This is a genomic window from Dactylosporangium sp. NPDC000521 (genome assembly GCF_042898305.1).
In the GTDB taxonomy this organism is placed as follows: domain Bacteria; phylum Actinomycetota; class Actinomycetes; order Mycobacteriales; family Micromonosporaceae; genus Dactylosporangium.
In genome coordinates this window covers 71,378-96,942 of sequence record NZ_JBIAYW010000007.1, presented here as the reverse complement: position 1 = coordinate 96,942, position 25,565 = coordinate 71,378, and the positions used below count along the sequence as shown (strand labels likewise).

Sequence of the window (25,565 nt, the reverse complement as noted above, 5' to 3'; positions counted from 1 at the left end):
CGAGGAGGGTGATCTGCGCGCACACCCGCTCGCTGGTGTCAGTGCGACGGTGCCATCGGGCCCGGAGTACGCCGTCCGTTCGCCTTCCACCATGCCGCGTACGTGCCGTCCCAGGGGAGGGGGTCCCTCCGCACGCCGTCGGAGCGGTACGTGCGCCGGGTGGGGAAGACCGTGACCTCCATCTCCGCCTCGGCCTCCCGGGAGGCGAGCCGCACCTCGTCGAACGTGTCGTCCACCGGGACGATCGGCCGGCCGCTCATGACGACGTGGATGTGGTCGAAGACGCCGTGCTCGAACGAGTCGAACACGGTGATCGTCAAGAAGCAGGCGCCGAGCGGGTTGGGCGGATCGGGCTTCTCGCGGGCGGCCGCCCACTCCGCGATCGTGTGACCCGCCCCCCATTCGAACGGGGCTACCTCTCCCGGTCGCAGGAGGCGCTCCCTCCTCGCGGCAGTCTCCCCCACGAACTGGGCCTCGTCGTCGAGTCGCACCCGTGCCGTGGTCGCGCCCTCGTTGATCAGTACACCCCTGGTCTGGAACCACATGAGCTGTGTCCGCGCTCCATCTCGTGCGAAGAGACGCGCCGGCGAGGCTGTCTCGGCCTGCCCCGCGGAACGTTGGTCGAGCAGTCGCGGTTCGTTCCCGTACGGCATCCGATCACGCGTCGCGTCGATCAACGGGGGCCATTGCGGCGCCTCGAACAGCGCGACGACGAGAGGGGCCCGCTCGTCCGTCCTGGCGCGTGCCGCCTCCCGGACCGCCGCCGACGCGGCCTTGAGGACCTCCTGGGCCTGGACGACCTGCTCGTCGGCGGCTTTCGACTGAGCCGCACTGATCTCGACCTGCTTCTGCAACTCCGGTAACTGCCTGGCGGCGGTCCGGGCCGCAGCGCGCCCCGCGCGAGCGGCCGAGGCGCCGGCGATCGCCGCGGCGACCGCACCTACGCTTGCGATGATCTGAATCCACCCGGCCAGCGTCATACGATCGACGCCGGCTGCCAGGGCATCCCACAAAGCCCGCACGTCTGGGCCTACCTTCCAAGAGACTCACCCGCTGCGGCCGGATCCGTGCCGCGTTCGGCCGCTCCCGGTCGATGCACGACGTGCCCCGACCGGGACGGTATAAGCACGTGATGCCGAGGTGACGGCCGCAGCCGCGGCCCGGCGCGCTGGTGGTGGTCCCTGACGTGGCTGCGTGCCGGGTGAGGGTGAGCCATGGGGTGGACTTGGCGTCGTCGCCGGCGTGCTTCAGAGGCCACAAGGTCGGCGCCAGGATGCTGATGGAGACGGTCATGTCGACGATGCCGGTGTAGTGCGTGGCGTCCTTGCGCTCGACCTTGTGGAGGCCGTCCTTGACCAGTTCGGTGACGCCCAGCTCCAGTGCGCCGGACGAGTCGACGGGGACCGGGCTCGTGACGCCGAGCTTCGACCGGTCGAGGCGCATCCACACGGGCCGGCTGCTCGGCTCGTGAGGCCGGGTTCGCCGGGCATCGAGATGCCCCGCCGGCAAGGCCGGCGGGGCGGTGGTGTTCTCGGTGTCGCGTCGGTGTTGAGGACGAGAGGACTTGCCTGATCACAGCGTCGAGGGCAGGTCCAGCCATGGTTTGTCGGTGGCGTCGAATCCGGTGAGCTCGGCGATCTTCCCGTCGACGATGTGCAGGGCCGCGATGGCGAACAGCCGGTACTCCGGGTCGTCGGGGGTGCGGAGGTACAGCACGGCGGCGGGCATGCGGTTGACCGTCGTGGTGATACAGCGCCAGTCGTCGTGGCCGGGCTGGAAGAGCCCACCGGAGACCCAGCCGTCCACCGCGTCCTTGGCCGTGACGACCGAGGTGCCCGCCTCGGGCAGCATCACGAAGCGCAGGTCGTCGCGCAGCAGGGACGTCAGCCCGTCGAGGTCGTTGCGCTCATGGGCGTCGACATACAACTTCACTACGGCGCGCTCGTCACTCGACAGCTCGTTGGTGGCGGGTCTGCGCCAGTCGAGGCGGCGGCCGGGCAGCTGCTCGCGCATCGTCACGCGGGCCCGCTGCAGTGCGCTGGTCACCGATGCGACGGTCAGCTCGAGGGCGTCGGCGGCCTTCGACGCCGGCCAGCCGAGGACGTCACGCAGGATGAACACCGCCCGCTGCCGCGGCGGCAGGTGCTGGATGGCGACGATGAACGCCAGTTCGATCGTTTCCCGCGCCACCACCGATTCCTGCGGGTCCTCGGGGAGCATCCGGTCGGGGTACGGCTGCAGGTACAGCACCTCGGAGCCGACGTCCGCCAGCCCGGACGGTACGGGTGTGCGGTCGTTGCGCTTCTCCAGGAAGTCGAGGCAGGCGTTCGTCGCGATCCGGTACAGCCAGGTCCGCAGCGCAGCGTGGCCCTTGAACGACTCCCGCTTGTGCCACGCTCGCAGGAACGTCTCCTGCGTCATGTCCTGGGCGTCCTCGTAGTTCGCGAGCATCCGGTAGCAGTGCACCTGCAGCTCACGCCGGTGGCGCTCCGTGATGAGCGCGAACCGCGCCGTATCGCCTGAGCGGGCCACCGCGATGAACGTGGCCTCGTCAGCGCCCAGCGGTCTAGCGTCGGTCATGGTCAGCAATCCTTCCACCGGTGCGTGCGAGGGGACTACCAGAACCGACGACATGGCGGAAGAATTCTGATCGGTGAAGCCGCTGACACCGGGCCGCACGTCTGGGCGGGTGTGGGACGGCATCCCCGCCGACATCGCCACCGTTGACCGGCAGCGGGTAGTGGTCATCGACCGGGCGCCAGGTCAGCGGCCGCCGATCCAGGTCATGTCCGGCCACGGTCCGAAGTCGAACGCTTCGATGATGCGGATCAGGGTGGGCATGGTCTGCTCGTCGGGGAGGCCGTCGTCGAGTTGGGCGGCCACCTCGACGCCGTCGGGCAGGGTCAAGAAGAGCTGCTTCGTCTCGGGCACCTGCCAGCCGTCCCAGTCGCGGATGCGGATCGGGGTGGTGGTGAACGTGTTCGCCAGCCGCATCTCGGCGCTGCTGCCCGTGCTGATGAGCAGTTGCCGTCCGCCGGGACCGCTCACCGTCACGTCCTGGATCCAGTTCGTGTCCTGGAACCCGTGGTACAGCCGCCAGGGCACCGTGGCGAGGTCCGGTGGCAGCCAGCCGAAGCGGGGACCGACCCAGGTCGCGTCGGGGTCCGGCCGTACGGAACGCGCGACCCGCAGGGCCAGGTCCCGTCGGCTGTCCGCCTCGTCATCGGTGTGTACGCTCAGCAGCAGCTGCGGTTGGCCCGGCGGCTGCCAGATGAGGTACGTGCCGGGAGTCTGCTCGCCGGCCTGGACGAGCTGGCCGGGCACGCCGTTGACGTCGACGGACGCCGGCTGACCGCGAGGCCGGTCGGGGTCGAGCGACGGATGCCAGCCGATCAGCAACGAGATCTTCTGGTCCGCGGCAGTCGATTGCCAGCCTCGCGACAGGACGGGTGCCTGCGAGCCGTCCACAACGACGGTACGTTCGCCCTCGCCGTAGCCGCTGGGCAGCCATGCCAGGCGGAAGCGCAGGGGAACCTGCAGCCAGCCGCCCCCGGAACCGGCGTGCAGCACCGGGAAGCTCGACGCGGGCGGCTGGGCGAGACGCCACACCCCGGTCGCCGCGGCCCCGGTCGCGGCCGCGACCGTGCCCGCGCCGGCGAGCCGCAGGACCAGCCGGCGCTGCCGGTGCCGCCGGGCCCGGGCGGCCAGGGACGCGCGGATCCGGTCCGATGGCGGGCCTCGTCCGCGAGGGCGGCGAAGGCGCTCCGGCACGTCCAACTCGTTGATCCGTGCCCACCTCGGCTGCGCCTTGATCAGCACGTCCTGGACGACGTCCTCCGCCACATGCGGATCCCCGGCCAGCACCGTCGCCTGCCGCAGCAACGCCGGCAACCGCGCCGCCACATACTCCTCGAATGTCAACCGGCCCTCCCTGCTCCCCCCTGACACGAAGCTGCGGTCCGAAGATGTTGCACGAGTCGTCGCCGCGGCGCCGCCCGCGTCCCGGCGGTGACGACGTCCACCTGGAGATCGTCTGGGATCAGCGGGCGTTGGCGGCGGCTGACCTGCTCACCGATGATCGGGTGGCGAAGGCTGGTGTGCCGCTGTCCGTGGCCGGCCTGTATCCATCGTTGCACCTCAACCTTGCTGAGTGCCACCGCAAGCTCGGTGACCTCGGCCGGGCACGAGAGCATCTGCGACAGGCGCAGGCCGGGATGGGGGCGCTCGGCGATGACGAGTACGGGCAGCTGATCAAGAGCGGCCTGGAGCGGCTGACGCAGCAACTGGCTCCCCAGTAGCCACGCCCTGGCGCCGGGTCGGGCGCACGCTCATTCCGCCGAGCCTGCGCAGTAGCTCGCCGGCGACGGTGCGAAGTTCCCTCGTTCGTGTCCGGGTGCGAGACACCCAGACGAGGTCTTCGGACTGCCCGGAGACCTCGTGGCGGCATCTCAACGGTGGGTGAGCCGGAGGGTCGTCACCAGGGCACATTCCCGGCGTCGTCGAACAGCCCTCCGGTCGGGCCGTCGTCTGGCAGCGTGGCGAGCCGAATGGCGATCTTGGCGCCTTCTGCGGGCGTGCTGGTGCCGTGGAAGCCGTTGAGGTCGGTCGCGACGTAGCCGGGGCAGGCGTTGTTGATTTTGATGTTGGTGTCGCTCAGCTCCTTGGCGTACTGGATGGTGACCGCGTTGAGGAACGTCTTCGACGGTGAGTACGCCCCGCTGATTCCGCCGAGGTCGACGCCCGGCGTGGTCTGCAAGGTCAGGGAAGCGACGTGGCTGGACTGGTTGACGATCCGCGGATGCTTCGAGCGGCGCAGCAGCGGCAGCATCGCGTTGATGACCCGGACGACGCCGATCACGTTGGTCTCCACCACCGCCCGCATACTCTCCGGCGTAACGGTCGAGGGTTCCTCCGGCCATGCCCCGGCGACGCCGGCGTTGTTGACCAGCACGTCGAGCCGTCCGCCGCGCTCCTCGATCAGTGCGGCGGCGGCCACAACGCTCGCGTCGTCGGTCACGTCCAGGGATACCCCGAACGCGTCGACGCCGGCCGCACGCAGCTTCGCCACGGCGTCCTCCCGGCGCTGCTCGTCCCGGGCGCCGACGCCGACGCTCCAGCCGAGCGCGCCGAGCCCGGCTGCGATCTCGTATCCGATTCCCTTGTTCGCGCCGGTGACCAGCGCAATCGTCTGTTCGCTCATGCCGTTGATCGTGACCGGCCACGGGCGGAGCACCAACACCGTCTGAGTCACGCAACGATACCCGGCTGATATCGGTCGGGCGGTAGTTTGACCAGGTGGAGACCCGAGAGTTGCGGTACTTCGTTGCGGTCGCCGAGGAGTTGCACTTCGGCCGGGCCGCCCGGCGCCTGGGTATCGCCCAGCCGCCGCTGTCGCGGACGATCACTCAGCTCGAGCAGCGACTCGGAGTCGCATTGCTGGAACGCACCAGCCGCAAAGTCACTCTCACCGAAGCCGGATCAGTGCTGCTGGCCGAGGGCCGGGCGATCCTCGGCGCGCTGGCCGCCGCCGAGCGGCACACCCGGCATGCTGCGACGAGCCGGCCCTCGCTCGTCCTGGCCACCAAGGCCGGCGCCTCCGGCGAACTGCTGGCGAAGTTGCTCGACGCGTACGCCGCCGAGCCAGGTGCCGTCGCCGTCGACCTGCTGCTCTGCGAATCCCAGCCTCAGCGAATGCTGCATGATGGCCAGGCCGACGTGGCACTGCTGCATCAACCCTTCGACTCGACAGCCGAACTCGACACCGAAATCCTGAACACCGAGGGGCAGGTCGCCATCCTTCCCGCCTCACATCCGCTCGCCGGCAGATCCCACGTCCGGACGGCGGATGTCAGTTCACTGACGGACCTCCCGCTTGCCCGCTGGCCCGGCCCCGACGGCGCCTATCCCGAGGGCCCTGGAGCGGAAGTACGCAACCAGACACAGCTCTTCCAGCTGATCGCGCTTGGCCGCACCACCGTGGTCATGCCCGAATCCTGCCGCGCCAACCTGCTCGAAGGCCTGACCGCCGTGCCGGTTCTCGACGCGCCGACCGTGACGACAGTCATCGCCTGGCCGCCACACAGCCGCTCTCGAGCACTCGCCGACCTCGTCCGGGTAGCCACACACCTCTGAGCCTTCGCTCGAGCCTCCATCGAGACCATCAGTGTTGCTCGCATGCGGCCCATCCTGTACATCGTCGACAGTCGAGGAATCGGGGCGCGCGTACCCAGGTTCTGCTGGGTACGCGCGCCCATCACTCACCCGGTGCGGGCGGAGCTCGCCGACCGGAGCGTGCCGGGTCAGGACAGGCAGATCACGGTGCCGAGTGTCTGCCAGTCGTCGGTGGTGGTGCCGTTCTCGCGGGCGGTGGTGGTCACCCTCGACAGCCCGACGTTGAACGAGAACCGGTCCAGCACCGCGTTCGTGAAGCCGTCACCGTTGACGTCGTGGATCATGCCGCCCATCCCGATACTGGTGAAGCCCGGGTCGCACCTGGGTTCCACCGTCTTGTTCGTGGTGGAGTTCAGGGCGGTGCTGACGGGCGCGCTCAGCGCGATCGTCGAGGTGTCGGGCACGCCGCAGATGGCGATGGCGCTGAGATCCCAGGGCGTCGTGTAGTTGAAGTCCTCCACGGCCTGCACCTCCACCCGGTTGAGGTTCGCGGTCGGCTCCATCTCCGCGATGAAGACCTCGCCGCCCGTGGGGCTCAGCTCGAAACCTCCGCTGAACACGACCTCGCCGGGGCAGGGCGCGTACGCCGACCGGGGCGAGATGTCGGTGCCGTCGACCACGGAGGGGACCGTGACCACGTGCAGGCCGTGGTTGCCCGGCGGGCCGCATACCGCCTGCGCCACGATGGTCCAGTCGTCGGGGAAGTTGCCGTCCTCCTCGCCGTGCACCGTCACGAACTCAAGGCTTGCATCCGGGATGATCGCGCGGACGTACACCTGGCCCGCGCCGCCGGAGATCCGGGCGCCACCGCCGTAGACGATGGTGTCGCCCGGGCACTCCGCCCGTGCCTCCTTGTTGTTCGAATCCGTGAGGCTCGGCGTCGAGACCAGCGTCGCGCCGACGAGCGATGCCTGCGCCGGCGCCGCGGCGCCGACCACTGCCGCGGCCAGCGCGACGACCAGCGCCGTCGTACCGACCAGAATGCGTCTCATGGGTTCCTCCTCGAAGAGCGGCCACCCCGTCGGCGACCGCTGCGTCGAATGCTCCGGTCGCGCCGTTAGCGGGCCGCTAGCCACGGCGTGCGAGTCGGGTAGCCGACCCCAGCTACCGGTGGCCGCGTTCCGTCCGTGTCTCAGCGGTAGACGGGAGGGACTGGAGGTGCCGATGTGATGCGATCGGACGCGGTGCCCGAGCTGGTGCACCCACGGCTCGTCGACGGCCTGCCGAGGGGCATCGCCGGGGAGCTGGCGCGCACCGGCCTCATCGAACGGCTGGCCGGCCGCTGGGAGGTGGCGGTGACCGCGGTGGTCGCCGGCGCGGGGTTCGGCAAGTCCACGACCCTCGCCCAGGCCGCGCGGCTGCACCTCGCGAACCCGCACGGGGTGGAGGCATGGGTGACCTGCGAGCCGGGCGACGAGGACGCCAGGCGGCTGTCCAGTGCCATCTGCCGGGCATTCGCGGCCGGCGCAGGAGCGACCTGCCCGGTCCAGGCGGCGCTCGAGGCGCTGCGGGCCCCGTCCCCGCTGCAGACCTGTCTCGTCCTCGACGATCTGCACGAACTGCCCGCCGGATCGTCCGGCCACCAGCTCGTCGCGGAGCTGGTGCGCCGCTTGCCCGCGGGGGCTCATCTGGTACTGGCGGGACGCAGCCTCCCGCCGCTGTCCCTGTCCCGGCTGCGGGCGGCCGACCGGCTGGTCGAGATCGGAGAGCCGGATCTGGGCTTCACCCCGGCGGAGCTGGCGGCGCTCGCCCGCCGGGCGGGTCGCGACGAGGCACACGTGGCCGGACTGGGCGGTTGGCCGGCCCTGACACGGCTCACCCTTGCCGCGCCGGTCGGGGTCGCCCGGGCGTACCTGTGGGACGAGGTGGTCTCACGGCTCGTCGCCGACGAGCGGACAGCACTGCTCGCCCTCGCCATGCTCGGGTCGACCGACGGCGCGACGCTGACGGCGCTGTGCGGTACCCACGTCGATGTCGCCGCCCTCGCCGACCGGGTGCCCCTGGTGGACCTGGTCGCCGACGACGAGGCCCGGGCGCATCCACTGTGGGCCGCCGCGCTGGCGCGGCTGCTGCCGACCGGCGAGGTCGCCGCGATGCGGGTGCGCGTCGGCGATCTCCTGCTGCGCCGCGGCGATCCGCTGCGGGCCGGCGCGCTCGCGGTCGGCGCCGGGGACCTGGAGCTGCTCGACCGCGCCGCAACGGCACTCGTCATGGCTACCCTCGCCACGTTTCCGCACGACACCGGTGCCCGATGGCTCGCGGCCGTACCGCAGGAACAGCGGCACTGGCCGGGACTGCTGCTGCTGGAGGCCGCCACCCGGCAGGCGCTGCGGGCCGACGACGCCGGAGTCGACCGGCTCGTGGACGCCGCGGGCGAGGCAGCCTGCCGGGCCGGCGACGGGTCGACCGAGGCGGCGGCGCTCAGTCTCGCCGCGATCGCCGCGCACGCCCGGGGTGCGCAGGACCGGCTGTTCGCCGTCTACCAGCGCGCCGCGGCGCTCCCGAACGCCGGCCGGCATCCAGCGCTGCGGGTGCTCACCGGGGCCGTCCACGCGGCCGTCGCCGAGATGTGCGGTGACGTGGACGCCGGGCTGGCTGCCCTGGAAGCGATCTGCGACGGTCCGGCCGCCGCGCAGCCGGGCAGCCCGGTGAGCCGGTTCCACGTCCACCTGTTGCTGCTCGCCGGGCGGGCCGACGAGGCGGCCACGCTCGCGGAACTCCGCCTGTCCGGCTCGCCCTACGCCAACGTACGGCGGATGGTGTCGTTCGCGCGGTGGATGGCCGGCCAGCCGGCGGACATGCTCGGCCTGGTCGGGATGGACGGCGCGGCGGCTGTGGCGGCACCCGACGCCGACACGAATGCGCGCTTCCGCTTCAACTTCCTCACCTTCGGCGTCGTGGTCGCGGCGGCCCTCGGCCAGCGGGACGCCGTGGACCGGCTCTGGCGGCAGGCCGAGGCGGCCGCCGGCGGCGAGGAGACCCGGGATGCCGCCGACCTGACCGTCGCGGCCATGGCGCGCGCCGTCGCCGACCACGACGAGCGTACGGCGGCTGCCGTCCTCGGGGATTTCCTCACCCTGCACCCGCTCACCGATCCGGTCGCCGCCGTCCGGCTGCGCCGGTTCCTCGCGTACAGCTACGTCCTGTCCGGCGAGGCGCGCCTGGTCTGGGACACGCAGCCGCTCGGGCCCGCGCACGTGCGGGTGCGCGCGGTCGCCCGCCTGCTCGTCGCGGCGCGCCAGGACCGGCTGCGGGACACCGACCGGCTCGGCGGATCGGAGACGATCCTCACCGCATTCCCGTTGCCGTGGTCGGTCGAGCTGGCGGTGCGGGCCGACGCGGCCGGCCTGCCGGGCGGCGCCGAGCTGATGCAGTGGCTCACCGACCGGCTCGGCGCGGTGGCACGCGAGGAGCTGAAGATCCTCGCGCGCTCCGGCGGCCCGCTCGCCGCAGCCGCTGACCGGATGCTGCTGGTGGTGCCCGCGCTCCCCGCCAGCACCACCCGGGTCGAGGTGGTCGGGTCGCTCCGCGTCCTCGTGGACGGAAAGCCGGTGCAGCGGCCCGAACTGCGCCGACGCCGGGTCCGCCAGTTGCTCGCGCTGCTCGCGGTGCACGGCCAACTGCACCGCGGCCGCGTCATGGACCTGCTCTGGCCCGACCTCGATCCGCCGGCCGCGGCGCGCAACCTCCGGGTGACGCTCACCTACCTGCGCCGGGTTCTGGAGCCGGAGCGGCGGTCCGGCGAACCCGGCTATCACCTGCGGGTGGACCGCGACACGGTGTGGCTGGCGGAGTCGGCGACGCTCGGGGTCGACCTCCACGACCTGCGAGCACACCTCGCGGCCGTACGGGCGGCAGCCGCCACTGGAGGGCTGGGCGCCGTCGACGCGCGGCTCGCCGCGATCGTCGCCCTCTGGCGCGGCGAGCCCCTCAGCGACCTGGCGGGCCTGCCGGATCCGGCCACGCAGGCCGGGTCGCTGGCCGCCGACCTGGCCGGCGCGGCGGTCATGCTGGGCGAGCGGCGCCTGGCCGAGGGCGACCCCGGGCAGGCGCGTCACCTCGCCGAGCGGGCACTCGCCGTCGACCCGTACGGCGAACGGGGGCTCCGGCTGCTGCTCGCCGCGGAACTGCAGCGCCGCGATCCGGCCGCGATCGACCGGGCGGTCCAGCGGGTCCGCGACGCGCTGGACGCGCTGGACGCCGTATGCGAGCCCGCCACCGCCATGGTCCTGCGCCAGGCGCGCCTCGCGTGTCGGTCCTGAGCGTCGGTGCCCGCCACGGGGCCGTGGGGAGCGTGTGCGGCACGGCGCGCGCCAGAGGACGACGGCGAACGCGTTACAGCGTGGGTGTGGGCCGGGTGGCGGCGGTCGCGGCCGACGGAGACGATGGCCGTCGGCGGTCCGGTGCCGGTGACCGAGTCCTTTGACCCAGTCCTTTGACCGGACGACTGCATGTCACAGAGCGAAGACACGACCTGACGGTGCGCGCTCGGTGTCAGCTGATGTACTCGCTGAAGCTGTCCCAGACCGCATCGGGGACCATGCCGGTGGTGAGGTCGCCGTCGTTGAGGTCGTAGACCTTGCCGAACTGCTCACGGGACCGGTCGCAGCACAGGTAGTGCAGGTGGCGCCAGCCGTACCCACCGATCTCGAGCCAGAAGCCGGCCTTGCGCATCGCCGCGATCGACGCCTCGTGCTCCCAGTCCGGAGCGTCCTGGTGCTCCGTGACGGCCCGCTGGTACAGCCCCGCGGTGGCCGCGAGCGCCGTGGAGAACCGGTGGACCTCCCAGCCGTACGGGTCCGGAGCGCCGTTCTGGTCCAGGGTCCATAGGCCGCCACCATCGGTACGGACGAATTCGGCGTAGTCGGCGGGGATCTCGACCGCCCCGGCACCATGGATCGCGACGATGAGCGCGGTCAACTCGCCGGGAAGAGCGAGGGACGTCGCCCGCTCGACCGGCTTGTCGTCCCGGACGAGGCGCGGGTTGACGCTGATCCTCCCGCCGAGGATACGCCTCCCGGGATGAACCCGGCCCTCCGTTGCGTTCGCGGTCCTTCCGCGTCGCGATCGGGCGGCCGTATCGTGGACGGCGTGCCGAGCAATGTCGCGGTCCTGCCGGTCGAGGGTCGGTTCGACGTCGCGGCCGTGCGGCGGCAACTGGAGGCGAAGCCGAGCCGTGGTGCGACCTGACGGAACTGGCGGCGGCGGTACCGCTGCTGGAAAGCCTCGCACCGCGGATGCCGCACCTGGCGGCCTTGTCCCAACCTGGAAACCCTGCACGTGTGCGGGGCGACGGACCTAGCCGTCGCCGGCGGGCCGGATCTCCGCCGGCAGGATCACACGCCGTCAGCGACGGGTCGCCGAATACGCCAGGTAGACCGACCGGTAGGCGTGGTACAGCGGGCTCACCGGCAGTTCCCACGTGCCGAGGTAGTACCGGTAATCGCCACCGAACGACAGTTTGAACTTGGTCAGGCCGGCCCACGGGTGTTCCGGCTCGTCGGGTGGCGCCACGCCCAGCGAGTCGAAGACCTTCTGCCCGCGGTCCTGGGCGTCCAGGACCATCGTGGCGCGCATGATGGCGCCCGGGTGGACGTGCCGGTGGGCGTGCATGCTCCCGGAGTGTGCGACGTGGCGAGTGGTCGGGCTGTCGAAGACGATCGCCGCGGAGACCGGCTCGCCGTGGTGCCGGGCGATGTACAGGGTGGCCGCGTCGCGGGGCAGCAGCACCTGCGCCATGGTCCGGTAGTAGTCGTCCGGGTGCTGAATGATGCGGTTGTGGGCGGCCACCTCGTGGACCACCATCAGCAAACCGTCCACATCGCCGGGGTCATGGCTTGCCTCGATGCGCACACCCGCCTTGGCGGCATTGCGGTACCGCTGCCGGTTGTTCTTTGACATCTCCTTGAGGATCTGGTCGCGCGGCTTGGTCAGGTCTTGCAGCCACACCAGCGAGGGCTGGATCTCCTTCAGCGCCGGCCGATGTTTGAGTTGCTTCAGGTCGGCCTTCGTCACCGGCGCCCACGGCTCCATCCGTACGAAGATGGCACCCTGGTCCTGGGCCAGCGCCTTCAGCTCCACGACCGCAAGCTGGTAGCTCACCATGCTTTCGGCGACCGGACCGTACGGGCAGTAGAGGCGGGTCGCCTTGTTGGACCGTTCCAGCACGGCGAAGCACTGCCAGCCGGGTCCCCGGCCGAAGAACAGCTTCCGGCCGAGCTGCTGGTTGAACGCGCCCCAGTGGGTGCTCTGCAGGAAGTGCCCGCCGCGGGCGAACAGGTCGTCGTCCCACGACTTGCCAGGGACTTCGTTGGACCACGCGATGGGGGAATGCTGAGACATGCGGAGGGGGTCACCTTTCGGACGGACGTGCTGCTGGTCGTCAACTCCCCGGCCGGCTGCGACAGCACGGCCGGGTGCCGGCCCGGGGGTTCAGCGGCGCGGCCGGTGCGGCGGGGACGGGCTGGCTGTACCACGGGCAGAACATGAGCACGGCCCACACCTCGCGCGAGGGGTCGGACTCACCGCGGCGGCAGGCGGCGAGCAGTCCCGCGCGTCATCGAGGTCGACCGTGTCGGCCCGGCCGATCGCACTGAGGTCCACCAGAAGTCCGCACATGAGCTTCCTCATTCGTCGCGTGCCGCTCCGGCGCCGCGTGCGCCCCGGTGGCGGAACGGTAGGAAAGCGGTCGTGCGGATCCGATGAAGAAGCCGTCCGGAAGTCGCGAACGGCCGGGATCGGATCGAAACCCAACGCGGGCTTCACAGGTTGCTCATGATCGGCCCGGCGGCGGCGCCGACAATGGGTGCGTGAGCCCGCGGATCCTGATCGCCGAGGACGACCCAGGCAGGCCGGACCCTGGCGCCGGCGACTGCCTCGTCCCCGACGACGCGTGGCGCGTGGGCTCGGCCTACTACAACGCCGCCGGCACCGCCGCCGACTTCGACCCGTCCTCCTGCAGGAGCGCCGACGGCGCCATCGAAACCTGCCTCAGCCGCCAACAGATCGCCACCATCAGCACCTCGTGTGTGCCGGAAAGGTGACAGTGGGCCCGGGCGCTTGACACCGGGTGGTGTCGATTCCAGCGGTGCCCGTGACCTCGGCATCAGTGCGAACGGTGAACCGGAGACGTCACGCACATCCGTGGCGGAAGGTCTCGCCGGTGTGACCCCGGCCACGAATCGGTGGTCTTCTTGCCGACAATTCGCGCTTGAACAGCGCTTCTACCCTCGGGTCACCCGACCGGCGGGACGTGCTCCGACCCGGGGACCGGGACGCCACGCGTCGCCGGCGGCCTGTGTGAACCGAACAGAAAGGAGCGAGCATGTCTGAGCAGACGCCGAAGAAGACCGGCGGCGAGACGGACCGGCGCCCGCCGGTGCCACCGGAGGCCCTGACCACCAGGACCAGCATCACCGCCGGGATCCGAATCGCCAACCACACCGAGGCGCTGGCCGTCCGCAGCGCCGTCAAGGCAGGAGGGATCCGGATTCTGAACCACAGCACCGCCCTGACTGTCCGTAGCGCGGTGCGGGCAGACCGGGCCCCGTCCGACCACAGCCAGGCGTAGGACCGAAGACCGCCGGCCGGGGTGGGCACCGTCCCGGCCGGCGCCGGGACGCCGGCCCGTACCCCGAACCCGTACCCCCGCCCGGATCGCGCCGGACCACAGCACGGAGACACGCCGGACCATGACGACCACGGACCCGCTCGACGAGGCGGTCGCACTGCACGACCGGGCGCTGTCCGCGATGGCCCTGCACCGGTTCCCGGAGACGGTGTTGCTGTGCCGGACCGCGCTCGCCGCGTTCGAGGCGCACTGCGGTCCCGGGCATCCCGACGTCGCCAACGTACTGACGCTGCTGGCGACCGCCGAGGACGAGTTGGGCCGGCACACCGCCGCCGAGGAACACCACCGCCGGGCCGTCGGGGTGATGGAGGCGCTGCCGCACGACCACGGCGACCTGCTGCGGCTGCTCGTCGCGGCCCGGGTCGGGCTGGCCGGCACGCTGCGGCGCCAGGCGCGGTACGCCGAGGCGGAGCCGCTGCTGCTCAGCGCGTTGCACGCGGCGCAGGCGTCGCAGGCCTACGACGATGTCGCGCTCGCTTCCATCCACAACGAACTCGGCGTGTTCTACAAGTTCGCCGGGCGCCTCGCGGACGCCGAGCGGCACTACCGGAAGGTGGAGGCGGCCCTCACGGCCCGGTACGGCGCGGACGATCCGGCGCTCGCCGGCCTGTGCCACAACCTCGCCGGGCTGGAACACAGCCGGGGGCGGCCCGCGGAGGCCGAGTCGCACGCGCGCCGCTCGCTGCGGCTGCACCGTCGCGCGTACCCGGCGGATCACCCCGCAGTGGTCGCCGACGCCGCGCACCTCGGCGTGATCCTGCACGCCGCAGACAAACCGGCCGAGGCCGAGCCGCTGCTGCGGGACGCGGTCGGGTACTTCACCGACCGGTACGGCCCCGAGCACTACGACGTCGTCGTCAACCAGCACAACCTCGCGGCGGTCCTCGCCGCGCAGGGGCGGGTCGACGAGGCCGGCGCGCTCTACCGGCGGGCCCTCACCGGCAAACGCGCTGTGCTGGGCCCGGACCATCCGGAGCTCGCGTTCACGCTCAACAACCTCGCGGTCCTCGTCGCCGACGCGGGGGATCTGCGGCACGCGACCGAACTGGCCACCGAGGCGCTGCGGATCCTCACCGCGGCGGTCGACGCCGAGCATCCCGCCCGCCGCGCCGCCGAGGCCAACCTCGCGTCGTTGCGACCTGCCGGGCAGGGCTGAGCATGCGAACGCGCAGGCTCCTGGCGCCCGAGGTGGTCCAGACCTCCGCGATGGACTGCGGCCCGGCGACGCTGACCAGCCTGCTCGCCGGGTTCGGGATCCGGGCCGGCTATGCCCGCCTGCGCGACGCCTGCCAGACCGACGTCGACGGCACCTCGATCGACGCGCTGGAGGACGCGGCCGGGCAGCTCGGCCTGCAGGTCCAGCAGGTGATGCTGCCGGCCGACCATCTCGAGCTCGACGCCGCGGGCGCGCTGCCGGCGATCGTCGTCAGCCGCAACCCCGACGGTCTCACGCATTTCGTGGTCGTCTGGCGGCGGCACGGCGGGCTGCTGCAGATCATGGACCCGGCGGTCGGCCGCCGCTGGGTGCCCGCCGCGGCGTTCCGGCGCGACGAGCTGTACCTGCACGAGTTCGGCGTCCCGGCCGACGCGTTCGAGCGCTGGATCCGGTCGGCCGCGTTCGGCGACCCGTTGCGGGTGCTGCTGTCGCGCGTGCGCGTGCCCGGGACCGTCCTGGACGACTATGCGGCCCGGGACGGCTGGCAGCCGCTCGCCGCGCTGGACGCGGCCACCCGCCAGGCCGCGGCCACCGGCCTGCGCGGCGAGGCGGCGGTGCGGGCGCTCGCCGACGATCCGGCGTCGATCGCCGACGAGCACTGGTTCGCCCGCCCGGAACCGGAGCCGGAGCCTGAGCCGGCACCGGAGCCGGAGCCGGAGCTGGACGGAACGGGCACGGTCGTGATCCGCGGCGCCGGCACGGTCACGATCCGCGGCGCGGTCCTTATCGCCGTGCGCGGCCGGGCCGGCGACCCTCCGGACCCTGCCGCGCTGCCGCCGGACCTGCGTGCCGCGCTCGCCGGACCGGACCCCGCGCCGTCGCGCTTCCTGTGGGAGCGGCTGCGCGGCCTCGGTCGTCTCCGGCTCGCCGCGGTCGCCGCCGGTGCCGTCCTCGCGGCGGCCGGCGTCCTCGCCGAGGCGGTGCTCGTGCGCGCGCTGCTCTCCGCGGACCCGGGCCGGGTCGTGCCGGCGCTCGTCGCGCTCGCGGTGGCCCTGCTCGCGCTGGACGGCGTCGTGGCCGGCCAGGTCGCCGCCGCCGGCCGTCGCCTCGAACAGGACCTGCGGACCGCGCTCGCCGGCCGCCTGCCGCGCCTGCCCGACCGGTACATCCGCAGCCGTCCCCTGTCCGACCTGGCCGAGCGGGTACACCGGCTGCACCGCCTGCGGGAGCTGCCGGCGCTCGCCGTCGACGCCGCCCGCACTGGCACCCTGCTGCTCCTGCTCCCGGTCGTCATCGGGCTCGTCGACCCGCGCAGCGCCCTGCCGGCCGCGTGCGCGGCGGTGCTCGGCACGCTCGCCGGCTGGCTGTTCCTGCCCGCGCAGGCGGAGCGTGACCTGCGGATGCGCAGCCACGTCGGTGCGATCGCCCGCTGCTACCTCGACGCGCTCACCGGCCTGACCGCGATCCGTGCGCATCGGGCCGAGGCGGTGGTGCAGGGCATGCACGAGCGGATGCTCGGCCCGTGGGCCGCAGCCGCCCGCGCCGTGCACCGCACCGCCTCCGCCGCCGACCTGGTCCAGGGCGCGATCGGGCTGGGCTGCGTCGCCTGGCTGCTGGCCGGCGCGAGCGGCCGGGTCACCGACCCCGCCGTGCTGCTGCTCATGGTGTACTGGGCGGCGGCGATCCCGGCGCTGGGCCAGCAGCTGGCGGTGGTGGCGCGACGGCTTCCCGGGCTGCGCAGCGTCACCCTGCGCCTCGTCGAGCCCTTCGCGACCGCCACCGGGCCGCCGACCCCCACCGGGCCGCCGGGCCCCACCGCGCCGCCGACTGCCGCCGAGCCGCCGACCCCCGCCGAGCCGCCGGCCACTGCGGGCCGTGCGCATCCCCCGGGAACACGGCTCCGGCTCCGCGGCGTCGAGGTGGTCGCCGGCGGGCGGCCGATCCTGAGCGTGACGGACCTCGACGTGCCCGCGGGCGCGCAGATCGCCGTCGTCGGTCGGTCCGGCTCGGGCAAGTCGACGCTCGCCGGGCTCCTGCTCGGCTGGCACACCGCCGCGGCCGGGGTCGTGGAGGTCGACGGCGCCGCGCTCGACGCGGCCGCGCTGCGCCGGGTGACCGCATGGGTCGAGCCGGGCGTGACGCTGTGGAACGCCTCCCTCGCCGACAACCTCCGCTACGGCGGCGACCCGGTGGCGCCGCTGTCCGGTGTGGTCACCGACGCCGACCTCGGGCCGGTCGTCGACGCGCTTGGCACGGGGGTCGGTCCGGGGCCCGGCTCGGGCCTCTTCAGCGTGCTCGGCGAGCGCGGCGGGCTGCTTTCGGGCGGCGAGGCGCAGCGGGTCAGGCTCGGTCGCGCCCGCAACCAGCCGGACCGGCGGCTGATCCTGCTCGACGAGCCGTTCCGCGGGCTGAGCCGGGACCGACGCCGGCAGCTGCTGGCGCGGGCCCGCGGCTGGTGGCCGGGCGCGACCCTGCTGTTCATCACCCATGACGTCGCCGACGCGCTGGCCTTTCCGCGGGTACTGGTGGTCGACGGTGGACGGATCGCCGAGGACGGCATCCCCTCGGCGCTCGCAGCCGATCCCGCGTCCCGGTTCCGCGCGTTGCTCGACGCGGAGGCCACCGTCGACGCGCGGTTCGCGGACCCGTCGTGGCGGCGCGTGCGGGTCGCCGGCGGCACCGTCGCGGTGGAGGTGGACGCGTGATCCGGGTGCTCGCGGCCGCGTTCGCGATCTGCCACGCCGCGCAGTACGGACTGTTCCTCGGCTCCTGGCTGGTGCTCGGCGGCGCCGCGCTGGACGGCGACGTCACCGGCCGTCGCATCGCGCTCTGGGCCGCGGCACTCGCCGGGAGCCTGCTCTGCCGGGCAGTGGCGGTCCGGCTGCAGGGCGAGTTGGCGACGGCGATCGGTGGCCGGTTGCGCGGCCGGCTGCTGCGCGGCGCACTGGCGCTCGACGAGTCCCACGTACGGCGTGAGGGCACCGGCCACCTCCTCGGCCGGGTCCTGGAGGCGGAGAGCCTGGAGGACCTCGCGGTCGGCGGTGCGCTGGCCGGGCTGGCCGGCGGGCTGGAGCTGTTGCTCGCCGGTGTGCTGCTCACTGCCGCGCTCGGGCCGGTCGCGGGTCTGCTGCTGGCCGCCTGGCTGGTGGTCGCGGCGGTGCTGCTGCGCCAGTACGAGCAGCGCCGGCGCCGGTGGAGCGCGGTCCGGCTGGCGCTGGGCAACACGCTCGCCGAGCATGTCGCCGGGCACCGGACGCGGGCCGTCCAGCAGCCCGAAGACCCGCCCGGCGACGGCACCCACGACCTGCACGACACACTGGCCCGCCGGATGGACCACAGTTGGACGGCGCTCACCGCGCTGGTGCCGCGCGGCTGGGCGCTGACCGGCGTCGTGCTGCTCGCGGCGCGGGCCGCGCAGGGCGCCGACCGGGTGAGCGTGGCCGCCGCGGCGGGCGGCGTGCTGTTCACCTTCGGCGCGCTGAGCCGGCTGTCGGGCGGCTTCGCCGGGCTCGCCGACGCTAGGTGCGCCTGGGACGCGCTGCGCCCGCTGCTGCCCAGGGGCTCCACAGAGGACGGTCCACTGTGTCCGGACGGGATGGACGGTGCCCCGCTGCTGGAGGCGGAGGGCGTCGGCTACACCTATCCCGGGCGTGAGCGGCCGGTCCTGCGACAGGTCACGCTCCGAGTCGGCGCCGGCGACCGGATCCTGCTGGAGGGCGCGTCCGGCAGCGGCAAGTCGACTCTCGCCGGACTGCTCGGCGGGCAGCGCGCCCCGTCCAGCGGCGTCCTGCGCCTGCACGGCGCGACGCTGGCGGAGGTCGGTGCGGCCGGGTGGCGCCGCCGGGTGCTGACCGTCCCGCAGCCGGACCACAACCACCTGATGCTCGGCCCGCTCGCGCTCAACCTGCTCATCGGGCGCGGCTGGCCGGCCACGCCCGGCGATCTCGCCGACGCCGACGCGGTCTGCCGCGCCCTCGGCCTCGGCGACCTGCTCGACCGTATGCCGTCCGGGCTCGCGCAGATCGTCGGCGAGACCGGCTGGCAGCTGTCCCACGGCGAGCGGTCGCTGGTGTTCCTGGCCCGGGCGCTCCTGCAGGAGCCGGAGGTGCTGGTGCTCGACGAGACGTTCGGCGCGCTCGACCCGCACACCTTGGAGCGGGCGCTCGCGGTCACCCGGGAACGGGCGAGGACGCTGCTGGTCATCCGCCAGTGAGGCGGGGTCAGCAGTTCAGGTCGAGGTCGAGGACGGCGACGTCGGTGGGGCCGACGAAAATGACGGTGCCCAGGAAGTCGTCGTCCTCGGCGTCGTCGGGGAGGCCGGTGACCGGCAGGTAGCCGGTGTACAGGACGTCCGGCAGCGTGCCGGGGCCGGCGGTGCGGGTCAGCAGGAGATCGAGCAGGTCGCGGTACAGGTGCCGGGTGAGGTGGTCCTGGGGGACGTGCGGCCACTCCTCGACGCCGTCCCAGCTGCCGTCGAACAGGTCGATCAGCGAGCCGCGGACGATGGTGTACACGCCGAGGTCGAGCTCCTCGACGGTGACCGGGTGCAGCCGCGGCGGCTCGTCGGGCGGTTCCTCGCGGGTGCGGGTCCACCAGGAGGCGGCGTCGGCGACGGGGTCGGCGGTGTCGCGCGGGCCGATCCACACGCGGAACGTCACCGGGTTGTTGTTGTTCACCCACAGCTCGGCGCTCAGCAGCGTCAGCAGGCACGCGAGCCGGGTGCGCAGCGCCCCGTCCGCGCCGTCGGCGGCGAGCACCGGCGGCGGCTCGGTCGTGGCCGCGGGGGACACGGTCAGGCGCAGCGTCCGGCCGCGCGACGGGTCGCGGTGCAGCAGGTGCAGGTCGTCGTCGCCGGTCGAGACGCGCAGCAGGTCGGTGTACGGCCCGGTCAGCCGCCCGGCGAGGTACTCCAGCAGGACCGCGGCCCGCCGTTCGGTCGCGGGGATCCGGGAGGCGAGCAGCGCGGCGACGTCGGCGGCCACCTCGGCCTCGGGCCGGGCGGAGTCGAACGGGCGGCCGGGAGCGGGCTGGACCAGGCTGATCAGGACCTCCGCCGCCACGGGCTCGGTGGGGAAGCCGCCGATGGCCGCGATCGACTCCAGCGCCGGCGGCTGCGGCCACTGCTCGGCGTCCCGGCCGGGCGCGGTGCCGGTGACGACCTCGCCGCGCCAGCCGGGCGTCGCCTCGCCGGTCCACGCCGCGAGCAGCCACACGGCGGTGATCGCCGCCCACTGCGCCGACGTCGGCCACGGGCCGCCGTCCAGCGGCGGCGGCAGCGGTTGCCGGTGCCAGCTGTCGGTGTAGCTCCCCGTCCGCCTGCCCGCTTCGGTCACCCCGTCAGTCTAGAGATCGTCCGGATCGTCAACCTCGGGTTGACGCGAGCGAGATCGTCAACCTATGGTTGACGTATGACGACGCCTGAACCCGTGACGAGCCAGATCCGGCTCGACGACCTGATCGAAGCCATCAAGAAGACCCACCCGGCCACCCTCGACCAGCTCACCAGCGCGGTGCTGGCCGCCGAGCACCTCGGTGACGTGGCGGACCACCTGATCGGCCACTTCGTGGACCAGGCCCGCCGCTCCGGCGCCTCCTGGACGGACATCGGCCGCAGCATGGGCGTCACCAAGCAGGCGGCCCAGAAGCGGTTCGTCCCCAAGGGCGAGGCGCCGGACCTCGACGCCAGCCAGGGGTTCAGCCGCTACACCGACCGGGCCAGGAAGGTCGTGGTGACGTCGCAGGAGGAGGCCCGCGCCAGGGGCAACAACCAGATCGGCGTGGCGCACCTGGTGCTCGGCCTGGTCGCGGACCCGACCGGGCTCGGCGCCCGGACGATCGTCGCCCAGGGCGTGTCGCTGGACGCCGTCCGCGAGGCCGCCGCCGCGACGGTGCCGCCGGCCGCCGAGTCCGTGCCGGCGCTCATCCCGTTCGACGCGCAGGCCAAGAAGAGCCTGGAGCTGACCTTCCGGGAGGCGCTGCGGATGAACCACAACCACGTGGGCACCGAACACATCCTGCTCGCGCTGCTCGAGCTCGAGGACGGCACGGGCGTCCTCGCGGGCCTGGGCGTCGACAAGGCCGCGGCGGAAGCGTCCATCGCGGCCGCCTAGGCCGGCTCAGGCCTCGATGAACTGGTAGCCGGCGGCGATCCGGCCGTCGGGGGAGAGGACCAGGATCTCCAGGCCGGCACCGGCGGGGGCGCCCCCGCCGGTGGGCACCATCTCCCAGTGGAACTTGACGACGTCGTGGAGGCGGCCGGCGTCGCCCCGGGCGCGGAAGACGTAGCCGCCGGGAGCGACGAACTCCTCCTGCGGCTGGAGGCGTTCCTGCCGGCCGACGACCCGACCGCCGCCGCACTGGGCGACCTGGTCGAAGAGCGTCAGCCGAGCTGGTCCAGGTAGGTGAGCACGGCCATCACGCGGCGGTTGTCGTCGCCCGACGGGGGGAGGCCGAGCTTGCTGAAGATGTTGTTGATGTGCTTGCTGACGGCCTTCTCCGACACGAACAGCCGGCCGGCGATCGCCGCGTTGGAGCGGCCCTCCGCCATCAGGCCGAGGACCTCCCGCTCGCGGGCGGTGAGCGTGTCGACGATCCGGTCGGCGGGGCGGCGGGCCAGCAGCAGCGCGATCACCTCCGGGTCCATGACGGTGCCGCCGTCGGCGACGCGGCGGACCCCGTCGATGAACTGCCCGACGTTGGACACCCGGTCCTTCAGCAGGTAGCCGACGCCGCCGGCGCCCGAGGCGAGCAGCTCCCGCGCGTACAGCTGCTCGACGTGCTGCGAGAGCACCAGGATCGGCAGCCCGGGGACCTCGGCACGGGCCGCGATCGAGGCCTGCAGCCCCTCGTCGGTGAAGGTGGGCGGCAGCCGCACGTCGACGACCGCCACGTCGGGCCGGTGCTCCAGCAGCGCGGGCAGCAGCGACGGGCCGTTGTCGACGGCCGCGACGACCTCGAAGTCGAACGCCTGCAGGATGTGGATCAGGCCGTCCCGGAGGAGGGCGAGGTCCTCGGCGATGACAACGCGCACGGCAGCTCCATCGTCACGGTGGTGGGTCCGCCGGGCGGACTGGCCACGGACATGGTGCCATCAAACGCGGCGAGGCGGCGCTCGATCCCCCTCAGCCCACTGCCGGCGGCCGGGTCGGCGCCGCCCCTGCCGTCGTCGCTCACCTCGATGAGGATGCGGTCGCGCCGGTACGACAAGCGAATCCGCGCGCCCGACGCCCCACTGTGCTTCGCGATGTTGGTCAGGGCCTCGGCGACGGCGAAGTAGGCCGCCGACTCCACCGGCGGCGGCGGGCGGCCGGGCAGGTCGACGTCGGCGTCGACGGGCAGCGGCGCGCTGAGCGCGAGCGCGCGGACGGCGCCGTCGAGGCCGCGCTCGGCGAGGACCGGCGGGTGGATGCCGCGGACCAGGTCGCGCAGCTCCGCCAGGGCCAGGCCGCTGTGCTCGCGCGCCTGCGCCATGAGCCGCATCGCCGCCTCCGGGTCGCGGGCCATCAGCTCCTCGGCGAGGCCGAGCTTCATGCTGACCGCGACGAGCCGCGCCTGCGCGCCGTCGTGCAGGTCCCGCTCGATCCGCCGCAGCTCGGTCGCCTGCGCGTCGACGGTGTCGGTGCGGGTCTGGGTGAGCCGGTCGACCCGCTGGGCGAGCGCGGCCGCCCGCGTCGGCGCCAGGAGCCACTGCGTGAACTGCGCGTACCAGCGCAGCGTGAACGGGGTGAGCGTCAGCCCGGCGGCCAGGATGCCGACCGCCTGCGGCCAGCTCAGCAGCGCCTCGGCGAGGTTCTCCATGGGCCAGAAGACGCCGTAGCCGTACCAGTCGATCACGAAGTACAGCAGCACCGGCACGCCCAGCACGCCCTCGACGCCGCTGGCGATCAGCGCCGCCGGCGTGATCAGCAGCAGCCCCACCACCTGCAGCGACAGCACCAGCCACAGCAGGTCCCGCCACGTCGCGGGGTCCGTCATCACCCAGCGGTACAGGCGCCAGATGCCCGCGTCGGCCGGGCGCTGCCGGTACGGACGCGGAATCACCACACCGGTCCACTGCGTCAGCAGCCGTCGGTGCAGGTCGGTGACCGCGCGGACGCCGAGCGCGGCGAGCGGCACGAGGACGATGCCGACGCCGGCGACCGTGAGCACGACCGACAGGACGAAGAGCACGAGCAGGACGATGTTCGTGGACAGCGTGCCGATCGCCAGCAGGATGCTGCGCAATCCCGCCAGCAGTCCGCGTTTGACCCGATCGGATGCAGGCACGGTCCCATTCTCACCCACCTGCCCCGGCGGCGGCGGTGGTGCTATCACCACCACGGTTCGGGACGTGCCACTCCTGCCCCCGCGGCCCGCGGTGCGTTGGATCGAAGGCATCGCCACTCCAGGGAGGAACCCGCGATGTCCACGCTGTCCAGGCTGCCGTCCGGCCGCCGTACGAAACTGCTCATGCTGGCCTTCTGGGTCGTCATCGCGTCGGTCATGGGTCCGCTCGCGCTGAAGCTCACCGACGTGCAGGACAACGACACGCTCGGCTCGCTGCCCGCGTCCGCGGAGGCCAGCCGCGCGGCGGCGCTCGCCGAGGCCACGTTCCCCGAGCCGGACACGCTCGTCGCCGTCGCCGTGTACGTCCGGGAGTCCGGGCTCACCGACGCCGACCGGGCGAAGGTGGCCGAGGACCGGGCCGCGTTCGCCGCGCACGCCGCCGGCGGGACGGTGCCAGAGCCGGTGCCCGCCGCGGACGGCAAGGCACTGCTGGTGTCGTTCGCGCTCGCCGGCACCGACGAGGAGCAGACCGCCGCCGTCGGACCGGTGAAGGAACGCCTCGCCGCGCAGCGCCCCGACGGGCTGCAGGTCGCGCTGACCGGATCCGCGGGCGCGGAGGACGACTTCGCCGACGCGTTCGAAGGGCTCGACATCACCCTCCTGCTCGCCACCGTCGCGGCGGTCGCGGTGCTGTTGCTGCTCACGTACCGCAGCCCGGTGCTGTGGCTCATCCCGCTGCTGACCGCCGCGGTCGCCAGCCAGATCGCCGGCGGCGTCGTCTACCTCCTCGCCAAGCACGCCGGGCTCGCCGTCAACCTGCAGAGCCAGAACATCATGACGATCCTGGCCATCGGCGTCGGCGTGGACTACGCGCTGCTCATCATCGCCCGGTACCGCGAGGAGCTCCGCCGCCACGAGAACCGGCACGAGGCGATGGCGATCGCGCTGCGCCGCTCCTTCCCGGCGATCTGCGCGTCGGCGGCGACCGTGGCGATCGGCCTGCTGTGCCTGCTCGCCGCCGACCAGCCCGCCACACACGGCCTCGGACCGGTCGGTGCCGTCGCGGTCGTCGCGACGCTGTGCGCGATGACGACACTGCTGCCGGCGGTGCTGGTGCTGTTCGGACGGTGGGTGTTCTGGCCGTTCGTCCCGCGGTACACGCCGGGCATCGCGAACCAGGACGTCGCCGCCGACCACGGCATCTGGGCCCGGATCGCCCGCGTCGTCGGCGCCCGCCCCCGCACGGTCTGGCTCGCGACCGCGGCGGTGCTGGCCGCGCTGACGTTCGGCGTCACCAACCTGAGCATCGGCCTGCCCGGCGCGGAGATCTTCACCAAGGAGGTCGGCTCGGTCACCGGGCAGCGGCTCATCGAACGGCACTACCCCGGCGGCACCCTCGCACCCGCCGTCGTCCTCGCCGCGGCCGCTGCCGAAGCGCCCGTGCTCGAGGCGGCCCGCGCCGTCGACGGCGTCGCGACCGTCGGCGCGCCGACGCGCTCCGCCGACGGGCGCTGGGTGCGCATCGAGGCGACGTTCACCGCCGAACCGACCAGCGACCCCGCGTTGGCGTCCTTGGAGCGGCTGCGGGCCGCCGTGCGGGGCGTGCCGGGCTCGGCGGCGATCGTCGGCGGCGACACCGCACGCGAGGCCGACGGCGACGCCGTCACCAGCCGCGACAACCTCGTCGTCATCCCGCTCGTGCTCGCCGTCATCCTGCTGGTCCTGATGCTGCTGCTCCGCGCCGTCGTGGCACCGTTGGTGCTGCTGGCGAGCGTCGTGCTGTCGTACGCGGCGGCGCTCGGCGCGGCAGGCTTCATCCTCGACGCGATGGGCCACCCGCGGCTGTGGAGCGCCGTGCCCCTGCAGACGTTCCTGTTCATCGTGGCCCTCGGCGTCGACTACACCATCTTCCTGATGACCCGGGCCCGCGAGGAGACCGTCCAGCTCGGCCACCGCGCGGGTGTCCTGCACGCCTTGACGGTGACCGGCGGCGTCATCACCAGCGCCGGCGTGGTGCTCGCCGCGACGTTCGCGGCCCTGACCATCCTGCCGATGGTGCCGTCGGCGCAGATCGGCGTCATCGTCACCGCCGGCGTCCTCATCGACACGCTGCTGGTGCGCAGCCTGCTCGTGCCCGCCCTGACCCTCCACATCGGACGCTCCGCGTGGTGGCCGGGCCGCCTGTCCCGCACCGCCGCCCCGCGTGCGGTGCCGTCCGAGCCGGCCGTGCCGGTGCACTGACCGCTCGTCGTCCCTTCCGCCCGGGCGGCCATGTGGCCTCCCGGGCGCCTCCATGCCGGGTCGCATCGGGCAGACTTTCACCGTGCTGAATGACCTCGACCA

General features: G+C 73.1%; 21 protein-coding genes. 11 read left to right on the top strand and 10 right to left on the bottom strand.

The window, feature by feature from the left end; all coding sequences use genetic code 11:
- Window positions 1-38: 38 nt before the first annotated feature.
- The 3 genes from ACFY3L_RS23395 to ACFY3L_RS23385 all read right to left on the bottom strand — a co-directional run bounded on the left by ACFY3L_RS23395 (window position 39) and on the right by ACFY3L_RS23385 (window position 3,921).
- Window positions 39-854 carry a hypothetical protein gene (locus ACFY3L_RS23395; protein WP_389327645.1) on the bottom strand — a complete coding sequence of 272 codons (816 nt, stop codon included), beginning with the start codon at window positions 852-854 and terminating at the stop codon, window positions 39-41.
- Between the two features lie 718 nt (window positions 855-1,572).
- Complete coding sequence (locus ACFY3L_RS23390; RefSeq protein WP_389327642.1) at window positions 1,573-2,580, bottom strand: RNA polymerase subunit sigma-70; 1,008 nt, start codon at window positions 2,578-2,580, stop codon at window positions 1,573-1,575.
- A gap of 183 nt (window positions 2,581-2,763) precedes the next feature.
- Entirely contained in the window at window positions 2,764-3,921 is a 1,158-nt protein-coding gene (locus ACFY3L_RS23385) for a hypothetical protein (protein ID WP_389327639.1), read from the bottom strand.
- A gap of 44 nt (window positions 3,922-3,965) precedes the next feature.
- On the opposite strand from ACFY3L_RS23385, the gene ACFY3L_RS23380 reads away from it, so the two are divergent.
- Entirely contained in the window at window positions 3,966-4,298 is a 333-nt protein-coding gene (locus ACFY3L_RS23380; protein WP_389327636.1) for a hypothetical protein, read from the top strand.
- A 176-nt stretch (window positions 4,299-4,474) separates the two neighbouring features.
- Here the strand turns inward: ACFY3L_RS23380 and ACFY3L_RS23375 are convergent, their stop codons facing one another.
- Window positions 4,475-5,200, bottom strand: a complete 726-nt coding sequence (locus tag ACFY3L_RS23375; RefSeq protein WP_389327633.1) for an SDR family NAD(P)-dependent oxidoreductase — start codon at window positions 5,198-5,200, stop codon at window positions 4,475-4,477.
- 95 nt (window positions 5,201-5,295) lie between these two features.
- On the opposite strand from ACFY3L_RS23375, the gene ACFY3L_RS23370 reads away from it, so the two are divergent.
- A complete protein-coding gene (locus ACFY3L_RS23370) occupies window positions 5,296-6,132 on the top strand; it encodes a LysR family transcriptional regulator (protein ID WP_389327630.1) in 837 nt (278 codons plus the stop codon).
- A gap of 167 nt (window positions 6,133-6,299) precedes the next feature.
- On the opposite strand, the gene ACFY3L_RS23365 is transcribed toward ACFY3L_RS23370, so the two are convergent.
- Entirely contained in the window at window positions 6,300-7,163 is an 864-nt protein-coding gene (locus ACFY3L_RS23365) for a hypothetical protein (RefSeq protein WP_389327626.1), read from the bottom strand.
- A 177-nt stretch (window positions 7,164-7,340) separates the two neighbouring features.
- Here ACFY3L_RS23365 and ACFY3L_RS23360 point away from each other — a divergent pair, with 177 nt between their 5' ends.
- Window positions 7,341-10,433, top strand: coding sequence for a BTAD domain-containing putative transcriptional regulator (locus tag ACFY3L_RS23360; RefSeq protein ID WP_389327623.1), 3,093 nt, complete (start codon window positions 7,341-7,343; stop codon window positions 10,431-10,433).
- 232 nt (window positions 10,434-10,665) lie between these two features.
- Here ACFY3L_RS23360 and ACFY3L_RS23355 read toward each other — a convergent pair whose 3' ends face one another.
- The gene (locus tag ACFY3L_RS23355; RefSeq protein ID WP_389327620.1) at window positions 10,666-11,091 is read right to left on the bottom strand and encodes a hypothetical protein; all 426 of its coding nucleotides are present in this window, start codon (window positions 11,089-11,091) and stop codon (window positions 10,666-10,668) included.
- A gap of 426 nt (window positions 11,092-11,517) precedes the next feature.
- Window positions 11,518-12,513 carry a lipid II:glycine glycyltransferase FemX gene (locus ACFY3L_RS23350; RefSeq protein WP_389327617.1) on the bottom strand — a complete coding sequence of 332 codons (996 nt, stop codon included), beginning with the start codon at window positions 12,511-12,513 and terminating at the stop codon, window positions 11,518-11,520.
- A 467-nt stretch (window positions 12,514-12,980) separates the two neighbouring features.
- On the opposite strand from ACFY3L_RS23350, the gene ACFY3L_RS23345 reads away from it, so the two are divergent.
- The 5 genes from ACFY3L_RS23345 to ACFY3L_RS23325 all read left to right on the top strand — a co-directional run bounded on the left by ACFY3L_RS23345 (window position 12,981) and on the right by ACFY3L_RS23325 (window position 19,170).
- On the top strand, window positions 12,981-13,214 hold the full coding sequence (locus tag ACFY3L_RS23345; RefSeq protein ID WP_389327614.1) for a hypothetical protein: 234 nt from the start codon (window positions 12,981-12,983) through the stop codon (window positions 13,212-13,214).
- Between the two features lie 281 nt (window positions 13,215-13,495).
- Window positions 13,496-13,741, top strand: coding sequence for a hypothetical protein (locus ACFY3L_RS23340; RefSeq protein WP_389327611.1), 246 nt, complete (start codon window positions 13,496-13,498; stop codon window positions 13,739-13,741).
- Window positions 13,742-13,862: 121 nt separating this feature from the next.
- Window positions 13,863-14,957, top strand: a complete 1,095-nt coding sequence (locus tag ACFY3L_RS23335; protein ID WP_389327607.1) for a tetratricopeptide repeat protein — start codon at window positions 13,863-13,865, stop codon at window positions 14,955-14,957.
- 2 nt (window positions 14,958-14,959) lie between these two features.
- A complete protein-coding gene (locus tag ACFY3L_RS23330; RefSeq protein WP_389327604.1) occupies window positions 14,960-17,662 on the top strand; it encodes a cysteine peptidase family C39 domain-containing protein in 2,703 nt (900 codons plus the stop codon).
- Entirely contained in the window at window positions 17,659-19,170 is a 1,512-nt protein-coding gene (locus ACFY3L_RS23325) for an ATP-binding cassette domain-containing protein (protein ID WP_389327601.1), read from the top strand. The genes ACFY3L_RS23330 and ACFY3L_RS23325 overlap by 4 nt, the downstream gene beginning before the upstream one ends.
- Before the next feature lie 7 nt (window positions 19,171-19,177).
- Here ACFY3L_RS23325 and ACFY3L_RS23320 read toward each other — a convergent pair whose 3' ends face one another.
- Window positions 19,178-20,290, bottom strand: coding sequence for a hypothetical protein (locus ACFY3L_RS23320; RefSeq protein ID WP_389327598.1), 1,113 nt, complete (start codon window positions 20,288-20,290; stop codon window positions 19,178-19,180).
- 75 nt (window positions 20,291-20,365) lie between these two features.
- Between ACFY3L_RS23320 and ACFY3L_RS23315 the strand changes: the two genes are divergently transcribed.
- Together ACFY3L_RS23315 and ACFY3L_RS23310 are read left to right on the top strand one after the other, a co-directional pair.
- Window positions 20,366-21,067 (top strand): Clp protease N-terminal domain-containing protein, encoded by a 702-nt coding sequence (locus ACFY3L_RS23315; protein WP_389327595.1) that lies wholly within the window; start codon window positions 20,366-20,368, stop codon window positions 21,065-21,067.
- A gap of 117 nt (window positions 21,068-21,184) precedes the next feature.
- Window positions 21,185-21,358, top strand: a complete 174-nt coding sequence (locus ACFY3L_RS23310; protein ID WP_389327592.1) for a hypothetical protein — start codon at window positions 21,185-21,187, stop codon at window positions 21,356-21,358.
- On the opposite strand, the gene ACFY3L_RS23305 is transcribed toward ACFY3L_RS23310, so the two are convergent.
- A complete protein-coding gene (locus tag ACFY3L_RS23305) occupies window positions 21,337-21,987 on the bottom strand; it encodes a LuxR C-terminal-related transcriptional regulator (protein WP_389327588.1) in 651 nt (216 codons plus the stop codon). The two genes, ACFY3L_RS23310 and ACFY3L_RS23305, sit on opposite strands and share 22 nt — an antisense overlap.
- Complete coding sequence (locus ACFY3L_RS23300; RefSeq protein WP_389327585.1) at window positions 21,939-23,222, bottom strand: sensor histidine kinase; 1,284 nt, start codon at window positions 23,220-23,222, stop codon at window positions 21,939-21,941. The genes ACFY3L_RS23305 and ACFY3L_RS23300 overlap by 49 nt, the downstream gene beginning before the upstream one ends.
- A 135-nt stretch (window positions 23,223-23,357) precedes the next feature.
- Between ACFY3L_RS23300 and ACFY3L_RS23295 the strand changes: the two genes are divergently transcribed.
- Window positions 23,358-25,463 (top strand): MMPL family transporter, encoded by a 2,106-nt coding sequence (locus ACFY3L_RS23295; RefSeq protein ID WP_389327582.1) that lies wholly within the window; start codon window positions 23,358-23,360, stop codon window positions 25,461-25,463.
- Window positions 25,464-25,565: the final 102 nt, after the last annotated feature.

Coding starts and splice junctions, on each gene's coding strand:
- ACFY3L_RS23350 (WP_389327617.1), bottom strand. CDS start 12,513: ATGTCTCAGCATTCCCCCATCGCGTGGTCCAACGAAGTCCCTGGCAAG.
- ACFY3L_RS23380 (WP_389327636.1), top strand. CDS start 3,966: ATGTTGCACGAGTCGTCGCCGCGGCGCCGCCCGCGTCCCGGCGGTGAC.
- ACFY3L_RS23375 (WP_389327633.1), bottom strand. CDS start 5,200: ATGAGCGAACAGACGATTGCGCTGGTCACCGGCGCGAACAAGGGAATC.
- ACFY3L_RS23360 (WP_389327623.1), top strand. CDS start 7,341: ATGCGATCGGACGCGGTGCCCGAGCTGGTGCACCCACGGCTCGTCGAC.
- ACFY3L_RS23365 (WP_389327626.1), bottom strand. CDS start 7,163: ATGAGACGCATTCTGGTCGGTACGACGGCGCTGGTCGTCGCGCTGGCC.
- ACFY3L_RS23390 (WP_389327642.1), bottom strand. CDS start 2,580: ATGACCGACGCTAGACCGCTGGGCGCTGACGAGGCCACGTTCATCGCG.
- ACFY3L_RS23295 (WP_389327582.1), top strand. CDS start 23,358: ATGTCCACGCTGTCCAGGCTGCCGTCCGGCCGCCGTACGAAACTGCTC.
- ACFY3L_RS23330 (WP_389327604.1), top strand. CDS start 14,960: ATGCGAACGCGCAGGCTCCTGGCGCCCGAGGTGGTCCAGACCTCCGCG.
- ACFY3L_RS23340 (WP_389327611.1), top strand. CDS start 13,496: ATGTCTGAGCAGACGCCGAAGAAGACCGGCGGCGAGACGGACCGGCGC.
- ACFY3L_RS23315 (WP_389327595.1), top strand. CDS start 20,366: ATGACGACGCCTGAACCCGTGACGAGCCAGATCCGGCTCGACGACCTG.
- ACFY3L_RS23335 (WP_389327607.1), top strand. CDS start 13,863: ATGACGACCACGGACCCGCTCGACGAGGCGGTCGCACTGCACGACCGG.